This window comes from Calothrix sp. PCC 7507 (assembly GCF_000316575.1).
Classification (GTDB): Bacteria; Cyanobacteriota; Cyanobacteriia; order Cyanobacteriales; family Nostocaceae; genus Fortiea.
In genome coordinates, this window is sequence record NC_019682.1 from 1,805,175 (window position 1) to 1,821,759 (window position 16,585).

Sequence of the window (16,585 nt, forward strand, 5' to 3'; positions counted from 1 at the left end):
TATTGTTTGAGTACTTAGATAAACCTGATAACTGATACCTGATACCTGATAACTGAATAGAGGATGAGAGGAATGGATGTAATTCCAGCGATTGATTTATTGGCAGGCAATTGTGTGCGACTGTATCAGGGAGACTATGAGCGATCGCAGGTTTTTAACGAAAACCCCGTGGATGTTGCCAAACAGTGGGTTGATCAGGGTGCTGCAAAACTACACGTAGTTGATTTAGATGGTGCGAAAGCAGGTAAGCTGGTTAACTTGAGAGCTATTGAGGCGATCGCCCAAGCAGTGTCAATACCCATTCAAGTAGGCGGGGGACTGCGCGATCGCCTCAGTGTACAACAACTGTTTAATATAGGAGTACAGCGGGCAATTCTCGGTACAATCGCCGTAGAGCAACCCCAATTAGTCCAACAACTCTGCCAAGAATTTCCTGGACAGATTATTATTGGCATTGATGCCCGTAATGGACTAGTAGCGACTCGTGGTTGGTTAGAAACCTCAGAAGTTTTAGCAACCCAACTAGCAGTACAAATGGCAGAATTAGGCGCAGCCGCGATAATTTATACAGATATTCACCGTGATGGTACTCTCTCAGGACCAAATATAGAAGCTTTACGCGAACTCGCAGCAGCAATTTCAATACCAGTAATTGCTTCTGGTGGCGTCAGTTCAGTCACCGATCTGTTGAGTTTATTAGCCTTAGAACCACAAGGTGTCACAGGTGTAATTGTCGGTCGTGCCCTGTATACTGGAGATATTTCCCTCAAAGAAGCATTGCGGGCGATCGGCTCAGGGCGGATTCAAGATATTCCACCCAACCTAGATTTTTCTACCTTTGCTTAAAATAACTCACCAAATCTGTGGGCAAACAAAATGGTTTGTAGAGACGCGGAATTTCGCATCTCTACAACTAGCGGAATCACGGAAAATCTTTGGGTGTGGAGTCTAACCCATAATTCGCCATCTGTATCCTCAAAGCACATGGGATTTCAGGTTAACAGTTGACGGTTAACAGTTATCAGTCATCAGTTATCCACTCAAAACGCTGATAACTGTTAAAGAACTCTGCTATCATTACGACTTTGATTATTTTTGGGAAATTTCCGGAATACCAATTTATACACTTGTAGTTCAAGTTGTAGAGAGTTCACAACCCTTGAGTTTATTCCTCACTTAATACTCAACTGATATAGAAGTCTGCTGTAAGTTTTTTTTGTTTAAACATTAACTTTAGTTACTTATAAATAATGGGTTTCCTTTTTTCTAGAGACGTAAAAATCATAGCGTCTCTATTTTTTTTAGGAAAATTATTTAATGGTTTTCTATAATTACCCTAAAAACTCAAAGATTAAATTGAGGGACGCGATCGCACTCACACGTGTCAACTTAACGTGAAACCCTTGTCAAAAGGTGATTTTTAATTAACTCACTTACCATCACTCTTCGCGTCACCCCACCCCGGCTTTGCTGACGCAAAGCCTCCCCTCTCCGATGCTTTGGGGAGCCACTTGTGTGGGCGGGTTTCCCGACTTGAGCAAAGTGGCGTGAGGGGGATTGAGAGGTGGGGTAAAACGCTTGTGGGATCAACGTTTGGACTTAAGTTGACACCAATGGATCGCATCGCATCCCCGCAAAAACATTCTTGATCCTATAAAACTGCGCTACCTATGCTGTGAGGACGTTATCGCCGCTTGGGAGTGCTTTTTTTGAGTTCGCGTTTTTCTTCATCTCGACGACGGCGATCGCGCCAATCAGCCAGCGTCAAATAGCCAATTCCACCCGTAACCGCTACTAGCAGCACCACAGCAACTAAAGCCAATACACTCAAAAATGGACTTTCCACAATACCTCTACAGTCCGTTACGGCCCCAAACTACCATTGCAATTGACCAAGTAAACACGACTAGTAACGATACCCAACCCAGTGTCAAAATTTCCATAGTCCCACTTTTCAGATAATTACAAAACGTCTTCAATATTCATCATACTGGGAATTGGGAATGGGTAATTGGGGATAAATTTTTAAAATCCTCAATTCTTAGTCTGCTTGTCGGTCAGCGCATTGCATAATTCAATTTTACTCAAAGATGTAAAGTGAACGGAACTTCAGATATTTCACTGATGGCAGAACGCCTAGAATCTCTCAAAGCTGGGATAATTGGGGCTTTATCTCTTATTTTTGCCTTTCTCATTACTAGTCTTGTCAATAACTTACTGTTATCAAGGTATTTTCCGATACTTGCCACTGAGCAAATTTCTCTGGTAAATTTACCCTGGTCTTTTAAAATTGTCGCCAGTTGTATCATCCCTGGCTTTTCTGGCTTACTATTTGGTGTCACCTATCGCTATATCATCCGCCAAGATCAAAACCCGCAACTCAAAGTTGGCGGTGTGCTTGCTTTTGGCTTGGTGCGGGGATTAACTCAAATAGAATTTGGCTGGAATTCTGCTGACACAGTCGTACCCTATCTGCTGCTAGCTGGAGAAAGTTTACTGTGGTTTGCGATCGCAGCGATCGCTCTTGATTTTGCTTTGCATCGCCGTTGGCTCAAAGCTTTTTCGTCAGTCTAAATTTTTCAACACCATAGAACCTAATTTATCAAATATGGCTCATTACTTTCTGATAGTTGATCTTGAAGCTACTTGCTCTGATGATGGCAGTATTCCGCGTCATGAAATGGAAATTATCGAAATTGGTGCGGTGATGCTCAATAGAGAAAACTGGGAAATTGATTCTGAGTTTCAAACATTCATCAAACCTATAAGACATCCAAAACTGACAAATTTCTGTACAGAATTAACTACTATCTGTCAGCATGATGTAGAAAATGCTCCTGAGTTTGCCAAAGCAATAAAAAATTTTCAAGAATGGATGTATTCATTTCCTAATTATATTTTCTGTTCTTGGGGTAATTACGACAAAACACAATTTATCCAAGATTGTAAGTTTCATAATATTTCCTACCCTTTTAATTCAGAACACAGAAATATCAAAAAAGAATTTTCAGAATATATTGTCACATCTAAAAGCTTTGGCATGGCTCAAGCTCTCAATCATCTAGAAATAGAATTAAAAGGTACACATCATCGAGGTATTGATGATGCCCGCAACATAGCATCTATCTATAGATATATGCAAACTAAAAAATATAGTTGAGCATAATTCAAGGTCGTAAGCAAGAATCATTACACTAAATACTACTGTTTGCTGGATATGAAACCACCGCCACCGCAATGGCTTGGGCTTTATATTGGATTCACAAAAAACCTGAAGTCCGTGAAAAACTCCTCCAAGAACTCGACACCCTTGGCGATTCACCGGACCCCATGAGTATTTTCCGCCTACCTTATCTCACCGCCGTCTGTAATGAAACCTTGCGGATTCATCCCGTTGCGATGTTGACCTTTCCTAGGGTAGTCCAAGAACCCGTAGAACTACTGGGACACTCCTTAGAACCTGGTGCAATATTAGTAGGCTGTATGTATCTCACTCACCAGCGAGAAGATTTATATCCGCAACCAAAACAATTCCAGCCAGAACGTTTTCTAGAACGTCAATTTTCTCCCTATGAATTTATCCCCTTTGGTGGCGGTGTCCGTCGCTGTTTGGGCGAAGCCTTAGCTGTATTTGAAATGAAGCTAGTAATAGCAACAATACTGTCACGCTATCAACTTACATTGGCATATCATCAACCTGAAGTTCCTCGCCGTCGGGGTGTAACCCTAGCACCAGCTCGTGGCGTCCAAATAGTCATCACTGGACAACGTGCGCTTCAAGAGTCACATCACAACAGAGTATCAGCCAAGGTGCCATAAGACATCACTGTTTTAGTAGATCAGAACATTCAGTATAAACACTCTTACTTATTATACTGAATGTTTAAATTAGCTCTGGCGATCGCCTTGTCTTGGGGATTTCATACCTATATTACCTACCGAATATAATCATTATTTATCGTCTTACACCATTTTTCGGATAAATTAAGTACACAAGTAGTAGCACCACAATATTATGGCCTTACGATTATCTGTACCTCACTAGATATTTAAAAAAAATTGTCATACCTTAAAACAACTCATCAGATAAAACTGTAATCATACCGAAGATTTTTAAATTTTTTTACTTAGTAAAACTACTGAAACATAGATAAATACATAAAAAAATATAGGTTTTACTTGCTAAATTAAATTTCTAATAAATATTGAGAAAAACCATAGACTATATGGCATAGCTTGTGGCAACTTAGATTTATCGATTGTCAAGAAATAAATTTAAGGCTAATCAATCTCCAGAAATATCAGGTTTTAGAACTACCAAGCATCTAAAAATCGCATCTGTAAAAAGTCAGAAAAAACTTACGAAACTAGGCTCCCCAATAGAGCTTCGCTGTCCTGAAGCATAATTTAAACATTTGAACACCACAACTCGTCATAATATAACCATGAATCTTCCACGCATATCCACTTTCTTTGTTATATCCTTTGGGACAGTTTTAGCATTTTCTTCATCTGCTAAAGCCGCAAATTTTCAGACTAATTTCACTCAATCTCTTACAGGTGAAAATGCAGCAAAAGGTGATATTTGGCTGCAATCTATTACTCAGAACGGCAACACATTTAATAACTTCTCTTTAGTTAATAAAGCAGATATATTATTCAATACACCAATTACAGACGTTAAACCAGGAAGTACCAGCACTCCGGGACCATATAATAACAATACTGGGGCAGCTAGTACAGATAAAGGCGATCTAGCTTCTGCTCCTATGGCTGTATCTGGTCTGGAAAATCCAACTGGTAATGCAATAGCATCCTTCTTGGGCAATAAAAACTTAAACAACATCGTTGATACTGAAGACAGTGGCAGTTTTAAAATTAACCTCTTCTTCGACAGCCTTATTCAAAAAGATAACTCTGGCTTAGACAGCCTGTTCTTTTGGGAACGGGGTATGAACAGTAACTTGGCAATTCAAGCAATTGATAGTACTGGCAACTTAATCGGTAATTTCTTAAAACTGAATAGCCAAGACCAGAGTTATGCAGGCTATAACATTGACACTACAGAAATCGACGGCGCTCAAAAAGTCGGTTCATGGGGAATCAACCTCCAGCAGTTAGGAGTAACTACTCTAAGTGGCATTCAAGTAATAGCAAATAGCGATTTCAATGGACCTGACTTCAAAGTACTTGCCAGAAATACTCTGACAACAACAGAAGCAGCCATAGCAACTTCTGTTGCCGCTGAAAAAGCTTCTACAGAAAAAGTCGCAGCAGATAATGATTTCATCAACAAGAAAGCCCTCAAAGATAAGGCTGATCGTGACGACTACGAAACATTAAAATCCGCCAACTCCGATTTAGAAAATAAGAAAGCCCTCAAAGACAAGGCTGATCGTGACGATGACGAAACATTAAAATCCGCCAACTCCGATTACGCAACTAAGAAAGCCCTCAAAGACAAGGCTGATCGTGACGATGACGAAACATTAAAATCCGCCAACTCCGATTACGCAACTAAGAAAGCCCTCAAAGACAAGGCCGATAGTGATGACTATGAAACACTAAAAGCTGCCAACTCCGATTACGCAACTAAGAAAGCCCTCAAAGACAAGGCTGATCGTGATGACTACGACACATTAAAAGCTGCCAACTCCGATTACGCAACTAAGAAAGCCCTCAAAGACAAGGCTGATCGTGATGACTACGACACATTAAAAGCTGCCAACTCCGATTACGCAACTAAGAAAGCCCTCAAAGACAAAGCCGATAGTGATGACTACGAAACACTAAAAGCTGCCAACTCCGATTACGCCACCAAGAAAGCCCTCAAAGACAAGGCTGATCGTGATGACTACGACACATTAAAAGCTGCCAACTCCGATTACGCAACTAAGAAAGCCCTCAAAGACAAGGCTGATCGTGATGACTACGACACATTAAAAGCTGCCAACTCCGATTACGCAACTAAGAAAGCCCTCAAAGACAAGGCTGATCGTGATGACTACGAAACACTAAAAGCTGCCAACTCCGATTTGGAACAGAAGAAAAGAAATAAAGATAATCCACCAAGGGGGATGAGCAAACAGCAGGCGGAGAACGAATACAATGCAGCGGTACAAGTAGCCAAAACTAAGATTAATAAGGACTGTGAGGATGCAAAAAATGTAGCCAAAACTAAGATTAATAAGGACTGTGAGGATGCAAAAAATGTAGCTAAAACTAAGATTAATAAGGACTGTGAGGATGCAAAAAATGTAGCCAAAACTAAGATTAATAAGGACTGTGAGGATGCAAAAAATGTAGCTAAAACTAAGATTAATAAGGACTGTGAGGATGCAAAAAATGTAGCTAAAACTAAGATTGATAAGGACTGTGATACTGCAAAAAATGCAGCCAAGCAAAAAATTAATAATGACTACGAGGCTGCGAAAAATGTCGCCAAAGACAAGATTAATAAGGACTGTGATACTGCGAAAAATGCAGCCAAGCAAAAGATTAATAATGACTACGAGGCTGCGAAAAATGTCGCCAAAGATAAGATTAATAAGGACTGTACAGCAGCAGAAAATGCTGCCAAAGAAGCTGCAGACAAGGCAGCTAAAGCAGCTGCAGACAAAGTAGCAGCGGAAACTGCTGCTAAGACAGCAAAAGAAGCTGCTGAGAAAGAGAAGGCTGCAAAAGAAGCTGCTGCTAAGGCCGAGAAAGAAAGAGTTGAAAAGGAAGCTGCAGACAAGGCTGCAAAAGAAGCTGCTGCTAAGGCTGAGAAAGAAAGAGTTGAGAAGGAAGCTGCAGACAAGGCTGCCAAAGAAACTGCTGCTAAGGCTGAGAAGGAAAGAGTTGAGAAGGAAGCTGCAGACAAGGCTGCAAAAGAAGCTGCTGCTAAGGCTGAACAAGAAAAATCCGATAAGGAGAAAGCCGAGAAGGAAGCTGCAGACAAGGCTGCCAAAGAAGCTGCAGACAAGGCTGAAAAGGCAAGAGTTGAAAGGGAAGCTGCAGACAAGGCTGCCAAAGAAGCTGCAGACAAGGCTGAAAAGGCAAGAGTTGAGAGGGAAGCTGCGGACAAGGCTGTCAAAGAAGCTGCTGCTAAGGCTGAACAAGAAAGAGTTGAAAGGGAAGCCGTAGAAAAAGCTGTCAAAGAAGCTGCTGCTAAGGCTGAACAAGAAAGAGTTGAAAGGGAAGCTGCCGCTAAGGCTGAGAAGGAAAAAGCTGACAAAGAAGCTGCCGCTAAGGCTGAGAAGGAAAAAGCCGACAAAGAAGCTGCCGCTAAGGCTGAGAAAGAGAGAGTTGAAAGGGAAGCCGTAGAAAAGGCTGTCAAAGAAGCTGCTGAGAAAGAAACTGCTGCTAAAGCTGAGAAATTAGCCAAAGAAGCGGCTGAGAAAGAAGCTGTTACCAAAGACTCAACTTCAACCAGACCCTTACCCATTATCAGTTTCAATGTCAGTGATATTGGCAAGAAATTCCAGTTCAACTTTGACGGTAGTGTAGCTACTCAAAATGTTTCTGGACTCACATCTACAGCATGGTTGACTTTGAAAAGCTTCACTGGTGACGCAGCTAACTTTGATGTCGCTCTCGATAACACCTCTACTAATGGCATCAATTCTAGAACTTCTGGCTTAGGTTTCAACGTTTACTCTGATCTGAAGTCTACCAATAAGCTTGATTTAGCTTCTGGAAAAACAAATGTCTCAGGGCTGTATAGCAACACTGTTTTCGACGGCTCATTTCCCAACCAATTTGGTGATATTGATGTCTGTTTTACACAAGGTAACACCTGCCAAGGGGGACAGAATGGTGGTGTGAAGACCAATGATGGTATTGAGAATTTTTCCTTCTCTCTAGCTTTTAATAAAACTGTTGACTCATTCGCATTAGGCAACTTTGGAGTTCGCTACCAAAGTATTGAAGGTACGAATCTTGGTACTAGCGGTACAGGTCGAGGTACTTATTATGTGGCGAAAGAACCTGCACCTAAAAAAGTCCCTGAGCCTGGTACATCTGCTGGTTTAGGATTATTTGTTGTGGGTGCGCTAAGACTGCTGAAGAGAAAGCCTAGAGTTTAAATTAGGCTTTTGTAGAGATTGACGCTGGGACACACAGAACAACATGGGAATGAACAAGTCACAATAGAGTATTTTCACTGATAGTAACAGGTATCTATTCCGAAAGTTTGTGAGAGTTAATTGATTAGCTAAACAGCGGTGCTTATTTCGACAAGCAATGACTTGTGAAAAGTACCGCTCTTTTTTATAAATTCAGACAATGAGAGAACATCCACATTTAATCTCAGTATATTTACTATTCAAATTCTACTACAAGATTTTCATGCGAACAAATATAATCCCAGTATAATTACTGTGGTTATCTGTGTTTCAAGTGGAATATTATCGGTTCATTAAGAAACTTGGTGCAAACATAAATACTTTAGTCAAGAGTCTATAAGGTTCTTGACTAATCTTTATTAGTGCAAGTCTACTCAGCCACTTTTAAGGTTTAGATAAATACTGAATATGGCAGCTATAGCCCGTGGCAACGTTCTAAAATTAAGAAGTATTAAATTAAATTGAGGACGTTATGGCTACCAAAGTAGAAATTTACACTTGGAGGACTTGCCCATTTTGCATCAGTGCCAAAAACTTATTACACGAGAAAGGAGTTGAATTTATTGAATACAGCATTGATGGAGATGAGGCGGCAAGAGCTAAAATGGCTCAGAGGGCAAATGGCAGACGCTCTTTACCACAAATTTTCATCAATGATGAGCATATTGGCGGTTGTGATGATATCTACGCTTTAGACGATCAAGGCAAGCTAGATGAGCTACTAACTTCTGCTAATAGCGTGTAATTAGAAAATGTATTGCGATTAATTGCTCTTTTTCTCACACACATGGGTGAGAATAGGTCTGAACATCAGGGGATAATCTAAATTGAAGAACGACTAAATTTCCTGGTGATTGAGGCAAAAAGTGTGAAACTTGCTTTTATTATTGATCCCATCCATCAACTTGACCCATGTCATGATACCAGTGTCGCCCTGATGGAAGCAGCGCAAAACCTGGGACATGAAATTTGGGTGACTCAGGTAAACCTGTTGACTGTGATAGAGAGCAAAGCCTGGGCTTTCCTACAGCAGGTAGAACTTGTACCAGTGCAGTTGGTGGAGGGACGCTATTTAGCACTAAATCCTTGGTATAAGTTGGGCGCTCGCTCCTTAATTTCCCTGGAAACAATGGATGCCGTATTTATGCGGACAGATCCACCAGTTAACGATTCTTACCTTTATGCCACCTACATTTTGGATTACATCGACCAAAATAAAACCTTGGTAGTTAATAGTCCGAGTGGTATCAGAGACGCAAACGAAAAAATGTATGCCCTCCAGTTTACCGATGCAATTCCCGAAACCATAGTTAGTGCTGATCAGCAGTTCATCCGCAAATTTGTGGAAGCAAAAGGGGCTACAATTCTCAAACCATTGGGAAACAAAGCTGGAGAGGGAATTTTATTTTTACAATCAGGCGATCGCAATTTTAATTCCATAGTCGAACTTAGCACCCTCCAAGGTCGAATACCAGTGATGGTACAAACCTATTTACCTGCAGCCAAAGAGGGAGACAAGCGGATTATTTTACTCAATGGGGAACCAATTGGTGCCCTCAATCGCCTTTCTAGTGGCAGTGACTTTCGCAATAATATGGCAACTGGCGGTACAGTCGCTCAAACCGAAATTACCCCTAGAGAACAGGAAATATGTACCCAAATAGCCCAAAAATTACGCCAAGATGGCTTAATTTTTGTGGGTATTGATGTAATCGGTGGCTATCTAACCGAAGTCAACGTCACCAGTCCTACTGGAGTCCGTGAGATTGATAGGCTAGATGGAACTCAACTTGGTAATCAGGTCATTCAATGGGTTGAGCAGACTCTAAACAGAAAAAAACAACAATAACTGATCTTGTTTAGTTTCTTTGCGTCTTACCCTATGAAACGCCGTAGGCACATTAATTACTGTGATCACAAGTAGTTACAGTGGTAAAAAAAGCAATGACTTCAGTCAAAACTTTCTATCGCCACTTTTTTCTTTCAAGCACAATAGGGAACACTTCAGTTAGTAGACTTTTGCTCAAGTTAATTAGGTTTGTAGGTAGCGTTAAGAAATTTTGTCACAATTAGCAGTATTGGGATAGCGATGGAATTGCTCACCCCTGCCCTTGATAAAACCCTATAACTAGCAGATTGTATACAGCGCTCAGTCTGAGGTGAGAATTCAAATTTACTCTAAAATCTCAAATCCAAATTCTGGCATCACTTAGTTCTTGGGTGGTGTACGTCGTCGTTGAAGAAAATCAGGAATATCTAGTATGGGTTTTTCTTTAGGTTCTGTAATTGGTGTGGGAGGATTAACTGCTGGTGGCTGTGATGTTGGTTTTCTTGAGGAAGCTGCTACGCGCACGTTAGTTACGTTTTGCTGTGGTGCGGCTTGAACCTCACCTGTAAATCCAGTTGCAATTACGGTAATTCTCACCTCACCTTGGAGCCGATCATCAATTACCGCTCCAAAAATGATATTGGCGTTGGGATCAACTACTTCGTAAATCGTTTCTGCTGCAGCATTCACTTCATGGAGAGTGAGGTCGCTACCACCAGTAATGTTAAAGACTACTCCTCTAGCTCCTTCAATAGAACATTCTAATAGAGGGGAAGAAATAGCAGCGATCGCCGCCTCCCTAGCTCTTGACTTCCCAGAACTCACACCTATTCCCATTAGTGCTGATCCCGCATCTGCCATCACAGCGCGGACATCAGCAAAGTCAACATTGACCAAACCGGGAATTGTGATGATATCAGAGATTCCCTGCACCCCCTGACGCAACACATCATCAGCGTAGCGAAAAGCTTCTTGCACAGGCGTTTGCTCTGGGATCACTTCCAGCAATTTGTTATTGGGAATAATAATTAGTGTATCTACCCTACTTTTTAATCCTTCAATGCCTTGCTCTGCTTGACTGGTACGGCGACGTCCCTCGAAGACAAATGGACGTGTCACAACACCGACAGTAAGAGCGCCCATTTCTTTTGCTACTTCTGCAACAATAGGCGCAGCACCCGTTCCAGTGCCTCCTCCCATACCAGCAGTAATAAACACTAAGTCGGCACCTTCTAAAGCCGTAGCTATTTCATCCCGTGACTCCTCAGCGGCCTTTTGACCAATGGCAGGATTACCACCTGCGCCTAAACCCCGTGTTAGCTTCTGTCCTATTTGCAGCCGACTAGGAGCACCTGCCAAAGTCAAAGCTTGCGAATCGGTGTTAATTGACCAAAACTCTACTCCATTGACGTCGGACTCAATCATGCGGTTAACAGCATTACCACCGCCACCACCTACGCCAATCACTTTAATATTGGCAATGCGACCGGGAACAATCTCACCAATGCGGTTACTTTCGGAAGTAATCTTCTTGCTTTCGTGATTTTGTCCAAAGTTCAGCCCGGAGTGATTAAAGGGATTGGTTGAGTTAACCGCCAGTGGGAACCCTGGCTGTCCCACAGATTGGGAGTTTTTATAGGTAAGCCCTTGGTTATTATCAAGTGTCATTGGATTCAGAAAGGGTAGATAAACGACTTTTTCAGGTGCAGTTCACCTAAGAGTCAACTATAGTTTGACACTGCCTGAAATTGTGGCAGTGTTCTTTATTGTTCTCACTATTCGCAACCCTAACAGGATTGCAAGTGCGAAAGTTTGCTATGTAACCTGCCGTTAGTGCAGGCGATCGCACAACCAATTCTAGAGAAGTATACCTATATTTACTTAAAATTGGTCTGTATAACTTCCAGTAGCAGTTAATATCTTCGCTTCTGTGTTGCTGATTTTGCTTGGTATTCCTTTGAAGTTGACAATGTTGTCCCCCTATTCCAATTAAGAATTTAAATTGGTCACCAATTTTACAACTAACAGTATTAATTTTTTTTTCTTTGTTCACTGATAGAGTAGCTATACTTTTATTGTAGTTTTTGACACTTTGGAATAAGCAATAATACTGAAGTAAAAAATTATTGCTGCTTTCAGAATTGGCTCTCCACGGTATTTTCTGGTGACTATGTATACATTTACTCACACTTAAAGGCACTCTATGTCCAAAATTGTGAGTAAGTAGCATAACTTGTAAAGACGCGCCATAGCATGTCTTGTTTGCTTTGATGTTGTAGTTAATCGGTTTCACCATTGAGAATGATTGCACCTAGAAAGACAAAATTTCCCTTCTGCTTACCCATTTTGAACTTCAAGGGAATAAATGCTTGTCAGTTGATAGAACACCCTAATGAACTTGCTGTTTGGTGTACCTTAACAAACACTTGGTTGGAGCAATATTCTACCCCATAGCAACCTTTTCTAGTACCCTCCACAAACTAGGTACGCCAAATAAACTTTGTAACTCAACAAGGGTGATGACAGATAAAAAGCGTAAACGACTTACCTAGAGCCACACTTAGGAAGATGAAGGTAGGGTTTCATATGAGGTAGAACTTTGAAAAAACGTCTTTGGCAGTATCGTCGATGAATCTTAATTGATAGCAACGAAAGCTACTCATCATCAGGACATCCAACCTTTGTACTTCCATACCTGTATCCTTCCTTGTTAAGTTAAATATTTATGAGAAACTCACGAGTTTTTCCCTTTTACACCCTAGGATTCAGTAAAATATCGAGTAGGCAAAAGGAATTTTCTATACTAGTAACAATCTTCAGATTGTCTAAGCTCGACTTTATCCATTTTTACGAACCCTAGAACCTGACGCCGAAACCCTTGTACGGCGCTAGGTTTAGTTTTTGTAATTTATCGATAATCAGTGACGTAGAAAAAGTATTTGCCAAAAAGCCAGGGTTTTTGCCGAATAAAGGAGACTAATCTCTTAATTTTGGATAAAGTCGAGCTAAGAGGATGTTTGAAAAGTATTGGTCTCATAGAATGCGCTACTACACAAACTTAGACAAAGCCTTCCCATGACCTGGTCTAATACAAAATCAGGGATTTCTAACCTGCGGAGGCAGGTTTTATCTGTGTAGCCAAGCCAGTACGTTGCTTTGGTTCCCAAAGTTGTAGCACCTGGCGCGCGACTTCTAGTCGCCAAGGCGAATAATAAACTAGACTTTTCAAACAACCTCTAATATCTTGCACCCAATCACTGGATGTTAGAGTAGCAATCGAAAGTCTTTTGCTCACCAAGGAGATTTTACAGTCGTTCCTTTCATTCTAATCAGAAGTTAACACCGATTTTTATGTGAGTTTCTAGAAACCTGAAAATAATAAATATCTTTATTAGCATAGAACTTTTAATTTAATTCAGAGCGTTGGATACACCAAACATGCTAGATATTCTTAAGGCTTTCTGGAGTTGACTTTCTGATTTTTTTGGTTCACTTGTACTAATGGATTTTCAGGATTTTTCAAATCAATATACTCTATTTGGCTGGAATTGAGTTTGGTTGGTAAATGGCGCATTTGAGCAAGGATCTTGATTTTTTCAGATAACTGGGAACCTGGCGAACCGAGATAAACATTACCTAGTTCTGTTTTCAGAATCAAGTTTGTCGGATCTTGACAATCAATTTCTGTTATTTTTACTAAACTCTGGCTCACAGCTTGATAAAGTTGCGTCCAGAAGGGGCGGTACTGCTCTGGCAAACCAATCACTTTCAACATAGGTAATTTAACCGTAGGATTAAGTGATGTGTATTTTTCCAAGGGCATCCAAACCCCATTTGCATCTAGTAAGCCCAAAGATACTTGTTGATTCCCATTAACAGTTTTGGGCCTTTGTGCCATAGCTACGGGTACTCGTTCTTGAATTTCGATAATCAATCCAGGTGGAAAAAGACGACGGCTAACGGTCGCTTGTGCAATGGTCGGTTGTTGTTTCAAAGACTCGGCGATCAAAGACGGTTGTATACGCCATAGAGACTGAGGATAAGATAGCACTAGCAATGACTGAATTGCTTTATCTGACAGTAATTGCTCCCCTGATTTCATCACAATTTGCTTGGGAGCATTTAGTACCCACATTGGTTGAATTGCCAACCACAGGAGACTAGCTGCCAGACCACTAATCGCAAAAGTTCGCCAAATAGCCTGAATAATTTTCATCCGCCGCCGCCGCCGTAATTTCTGACGCCGTTGGGCTAAATCCATCCGGGAAATTGATATTATGCCAGCCATTCAAACCCCTTTCTGGTTTTTGTCCAATTCGTTGGTAGACTCGAATCTATATAGTTTTTAGTAAATTTTTTTGGCATCGACTAGCCGCTCTCCTCAAGACTTTATTCACTTTTAGTAACACTTTACAGCAAGCACTCCAGGATTGTGTTGGGAGATTTTTCACCTCAAGGTTCCCAGAGTCTAATTTAGAACGAATGTAGCCTTTTCATTCTGGAGAGACTAGCCATTATTTGCCCAAAAGGCTACATAAGAGGTATTGACAAAATCAGGAATATTTGCATAGTCACCCATCACCAATATGCAGTAGTTATACAGCAAAGCTTTCAGTCCAAGAATTGGCATCTCTTGAAACTCACCATACTAAAATTTGGCCTTCTACAAAATATTGACCACAAAAATGTAGCCACTTTCATAGCAATATGTGTTGTTTGAGACATCAACACAATGAGATTTTTTTTGTAAATGATTACAAAAGATTAATTTAGGTTTAACATGATACTTGTCTTGACAAAAAGTAGCTGTAATGGTATTTGTACCATGTTCTAATCCGTGAATACATTGCTAGAATTAATACAAGCTGTAGCTTATGCAAGAGCTATTTTAGCTTAGTAGCTTATTATACACATAAATTAAATTATAGGTTTTTGTTATACATCAGCTAAAAGCTAACATATTGTCAAAAGTTCAACAGCAGTTGTAAAAAGGACAGGTACGGTCAACGTAATAAAGGATGATCACATCTATACCATGCTACTGAGGATGGCTGACAGCATTTTGATACCGAGCGCCACCTTTTGGAGTAATTATTGACCCCAGTGTCAGGTAGTGACTTTTTGTATATAAACAAACCAATAAACCCGCATCTACTATCGATATGAGAACGACACTGAATCTGTCACGTTTTTATAAAGCATGTAACCCGAGCTACACACTCAATATGGGTGATGTACTTGATCGGCAGTACTATATAGATTTCGCTAATGTACGTGGTTGCAAAATTGTGGAAGAATTGCAACGTACTATCAGCCGTATTTCTCCGAATGAGCCTACTTGCCAGTTATTTACGGGTCATATTGGCTGTGGAAAGTCCACAGAGTTGCAACGCTTGAAAGCAGAACTGGAAGTAGCTGGATTTCATGTGGTTTATTTTGAATCTAGCCAAGACTTAGACATGGCGGATATCGATGTCAGTGATATTTTGCTGAGTGTAGCCCGTCAAGTCAGTGTGAGTTTGGAAGGGATTGGCATCAAACTAAAACCGGGTTACTTTACCAATTTATTTAAAGATATTGGGGATTTTTTACAAACTCCGATTGAGATTTCTGGACAGGCGGAGTTGTCCTTGGGTATTGCCAAAATTACGGCCAAAACCAAAGATAGTGCCCAGACCCGTAATCAATTGAGACAATATCTAGAACCACGCACCAATAGTATTTTACAAGCGATTAACGAAGAAATATTAGAAAAAGCTATTGAACAGCTAAAGCAGCGGGGTCAAAAAGGACTGGTAGTAATCGTAGATAATTTAGACCGAGTGGATATGCGTCCTGTAGCATCTGGACGCACGCAACCAGAGTATTTGTTTATCGACCGAGGCGAACAGTTACGCCGTCTGAAGTGCCATGTAGTTTATACAATTCCTTTGGCATTAATTTTTTCTAACGAGTATGAGACACTCAAAAATCGCCTAGGAGGAGGTATTGCACCTAAATTATTACCAATGGTGTTGGTGCGACAGAGAAATGGCAGTGACTATGAACCAGGTATGTCACTATTACGTCAGTTAGTCCTAGCAAGAGCTTTTCCAGAAGTTACTTGGAATGAGAGGTCATTATTGATCGCAGAGTTATTTGATCACCCTGAAACCTTGGATCGGATATGCCGTGTCAGCGGTGGTCACATCCGTAACTTATTAGGTTTGCTCTATAGTTGCTTGCAACGCCAAGATCCACCTTTTTCTAGGGACTGTTTAGAAGCAGTGATTAAGGACTATCGTGATGATTTACTACTAGCCATTGATGAATGCCAATGGGAATTATTATTTGAAGTAGTACAGCAACAAAATGTAAAAGGTGAGTCTGATTACCAGAGCTTACTGCGAAGTATGTATTTATTTGAATATCGTGATCCTCAGGGGCGTTGGTTTGGCATCAGTCCCGCTTTGGCAGAAACTGAAAAAGTCCTGACATGGCAGCAAAACAAGTAGTCATCAAGAAGGGTGAATGGGGGATAGGGAATGGAGAATAGAAATTGGTAATGACAATGAATCAGGACTTTTTTAAGCTAGACACCTACGGGCAACTTCCCACAATCCTCTGGATCAAAATCCTTCTTCTCTAGTCCCCAGTCCCCAATCTCTAATCC

At 40.8% G+C, this 16,585-nt stretch carries 12 protein-coding genes and 2 pseudogenes; 9 read left to right on the forward strand and 5 right to left on the reverse strand.

The genetic code is table 11. From position 1 onward, the window contains the following. Positions 1-72: 72 nt before the first annotated feature. Complete coding sequence (gene hisA / locus CAL7507_RS07970; RefSeq protein WP_015127949.1) at positions 73-846, forward strand: 1-(5-phosphoribosyl)-5-[(5-phosphoribosylamino)methylideneamino]imidazole-4-carboxamide isomerase; 774 nt, start codon at positions 73-75, stop codon at positions 844-846. Between the two features lie 838 nt (positions 847-1,684). Here hisA and CAL7507_RS32660 read toward each other — a convergent pair. Both CAL7507_RS32660 and petN read right to left on the reverse strand, forming a co-directional pair. Further along, entirely contained in the window at positions 1,685-1,846 is a 162-nt protein-coding gene (locus CAL7507_RS32660; RefSeq protein WP_085952844.1) for a hypothetical protein, read from the reverse strand. A gap of 7 nt (positions 1,847-1,853) precedes the next feature. Continuing rightward, the gene (gene petN, locus CAL7507_RS30605; protein ID WP_012408302.1) at positions 1,854-1,943 is read right to left on the reverse strand and encodes a cytochrome b6-f complex subunit PetN; all 90 of its coding nucleotides are present in this window, start codon (positions 1,941-1,943) and stop codon (positions 1,854-1,856) included. Between the two features lie 181 nt (positions 1,944-2,124). Here petN and CAL7507_RS07975 point away from each other — a divergent pair, with 181 nt between their 5' ends. From CAL7507_RS07975 to gshB, 7 genes and pseudogenes are all read left to right on the forward strand, one after another. Next, complete coding sequence (locus CAL7507_RS07975) at positions 2,125-2,574, forward strand: hypothetical protein (RefSeq protein WP_015127950.1); 450 nt, start codon at positions 2,125-2,127, stop codon at positions 2,572-2,574. A gap of 34 nt (positions 2,575-2,608) precedes the next feature. After that, entirely contained in the window at positions 2,609-3,160 is a 552-nt protein-coding gene (locus CAL7507_RS07980; RefSeq protein WP_015127951.1) for a 3'-5' exonuclease, read from the forward strand. 41 nt (positions 3,161-3,201) lie between these two features. Then, positions 3,202-3,819, forward strand: a pseudogene (locus CAL7507_RS07985) (cytochrome P450); the annotation flags it as partial. Positions 3,820-4,445: 626 nt separating this feature from the next. Continuing rightward, positions 4,446-5,216 (forward strand): annotated as a pseudogene (locus CAL7507_RS33640) (exosortase-dependent surface protein XDP2); the annotation flags it as partial. Positions 5,217-5,288: 72 nt separating this feature from the next. Next, positions 5,289-8,066, forward strand: a complete 2,778-nt coding sequence (locus tag CAL7507_RS30100; protein WP_369750933.1) for a cistern family PEP-CTERM protein — start codon at positions 5,289-5,291, stop codon at positions 8,064-8,066. 511 nt (positions 8,067-8,577) lie between these two features. Then, complete coding sequence (gene grxC / locus CAL7507_RS08000; RefSeq protein WP_015127953.1) at positions 8,578-8,850, forward strand: glutaredoxin 3; 273 nt, start codon at positions 8,578-8,580, stop codon at positions 8,848-8,850. A 123-nt stretch (positions 8,851-8,973) separates the two neighbouring features. Next, a complete protein-coding gene (gshB, locus tag CAL7507_RS08005; protein ID WP_015127954.1) occupies positions 8,974-9,954 on the forward strand; it encodes a glutathione synthase in 981 nt (326 codons plus the stop codon). A 360-nt stretch (positions 9,955-10,314) separates the two neighbouring features. Here the strand turns inward: gshB and ftsZ are convergent, their stop codons facing one another. The 3 genes from ftsZ to CAL7507_RS33375 form a co-directional block, all read right to left on the reverse strand. Then, positions 10,315-11,601, reverse strand: coding sequence for a cell division protein FtsZ (gene ftsZ, locus CAL7507_RS08010; RefSeq protein WP_015127955.1), 1,287 nt, complete (start codon positions 11,599-11,601; stop codon positions 10,315-10,317). Between the two features lie 1,783 nt (positions 11,602-13,384). Continuing rightward, entirely contained in the window at positions 13,385-14,221 is an 837-nt protein-coding gene (locus tag CAL7507_RS08025) for a cell division protein FtsQ/DivIB (RefSeq protein WP_015127957.1), read from the reverse strand. Between the two features lie 219 nt (positions 14,222-14,440). Beyond that, positions 14,441-14,563 (reverse strand): hypothetical protein, encoded by a 123-nt coding sequence (locus CAL7507_RS33375; RefSeq protein WP_015127958.1) that lies wholly within the window; start codon positions 14,561-14,563, stop codon positions 14,441-14,443. A 532-nt stretch (positions 14,564-15,095) separates the two neighbouring features. Between CAL7507_RS33375 and CAL7507_RS08030 the strand changes: the two genes are divergently transcribed. Next, positions 15,096-16,427, forward strand: a complete 1,332-nt coding sequence (locus tag CAL7507_RS08030; RefSeq protein ID WP_015127959.1) for a P-loop NTPase fold protein — start codon at positions 15,096-15,098, stop codon at positions 16,425-16,427. Positions 16,428-16,585 lie beyond the last annotated feature (158 nt).

Bases quoted from the DNA above. Each gene is read 5' to 3' on its own strand.
- CAL7507_RS08030 (WP_015127959.1), top strand. From the start codon at position 15,096: ATGAGAACGACACTGAATCTGTCACGTTTTTATAAAGCATGTAACCCG.
- hisA (WP_015127949.1), top strand. From the start codon at position 73: ATGGATGTAATTCCAGCGATTGATTTATTGGCAGGCAATTGTGTGCGA.
- petN (WP_012408302.1), bottom strand. From the start codon at position 1,943: ATGGAAATTTTGACACTGGGTTGGGTATCGTTACTAGTCGTGTTTACT.
- CAL7507_RS07975 (WP_015127950.1), top strand. From the start codon at position 2,125: ATGGCAGAACGCCTAGAATCTCTCAAAGCTGGGATAATTGGGGCTTTA.
- grxC (WP_015127953.1), top strand. From the start codon at position 8,578: ATGGCTACCAAAGTAGAAATTTACACTTGGAGGACTTGCCCATTTTGC.
- CAL7507_RS08025 (WP_015127957.1), bottom strand. From the start codon at position 14,221: ATGGCTGGCATAATATCAATTTCCCGGATGGATTTAGCCCAACGGCGT.
- ftsZ (WP_015127955.1), bottom strand. From the start codon at position 11,601: ATGACACTTGATAATAACCAAGGGCTTACCTATAAAAACTCCCAATCT.
- CAL7507_RS07980 (WP_015127951.1), top strand. From the start codon at position 2,609: ATGGCTCATTACTTTCTGATAGTTGATCTTGAAGCTACTTGCTCTGAT.
- CAL7507_RS33375 (WP_015127958.1), bottom strand. From the start codon at position 14,563: ATGCCAATTCTTGGACTGAAAGCTTTGCTGTATAACTACTGCATATTG.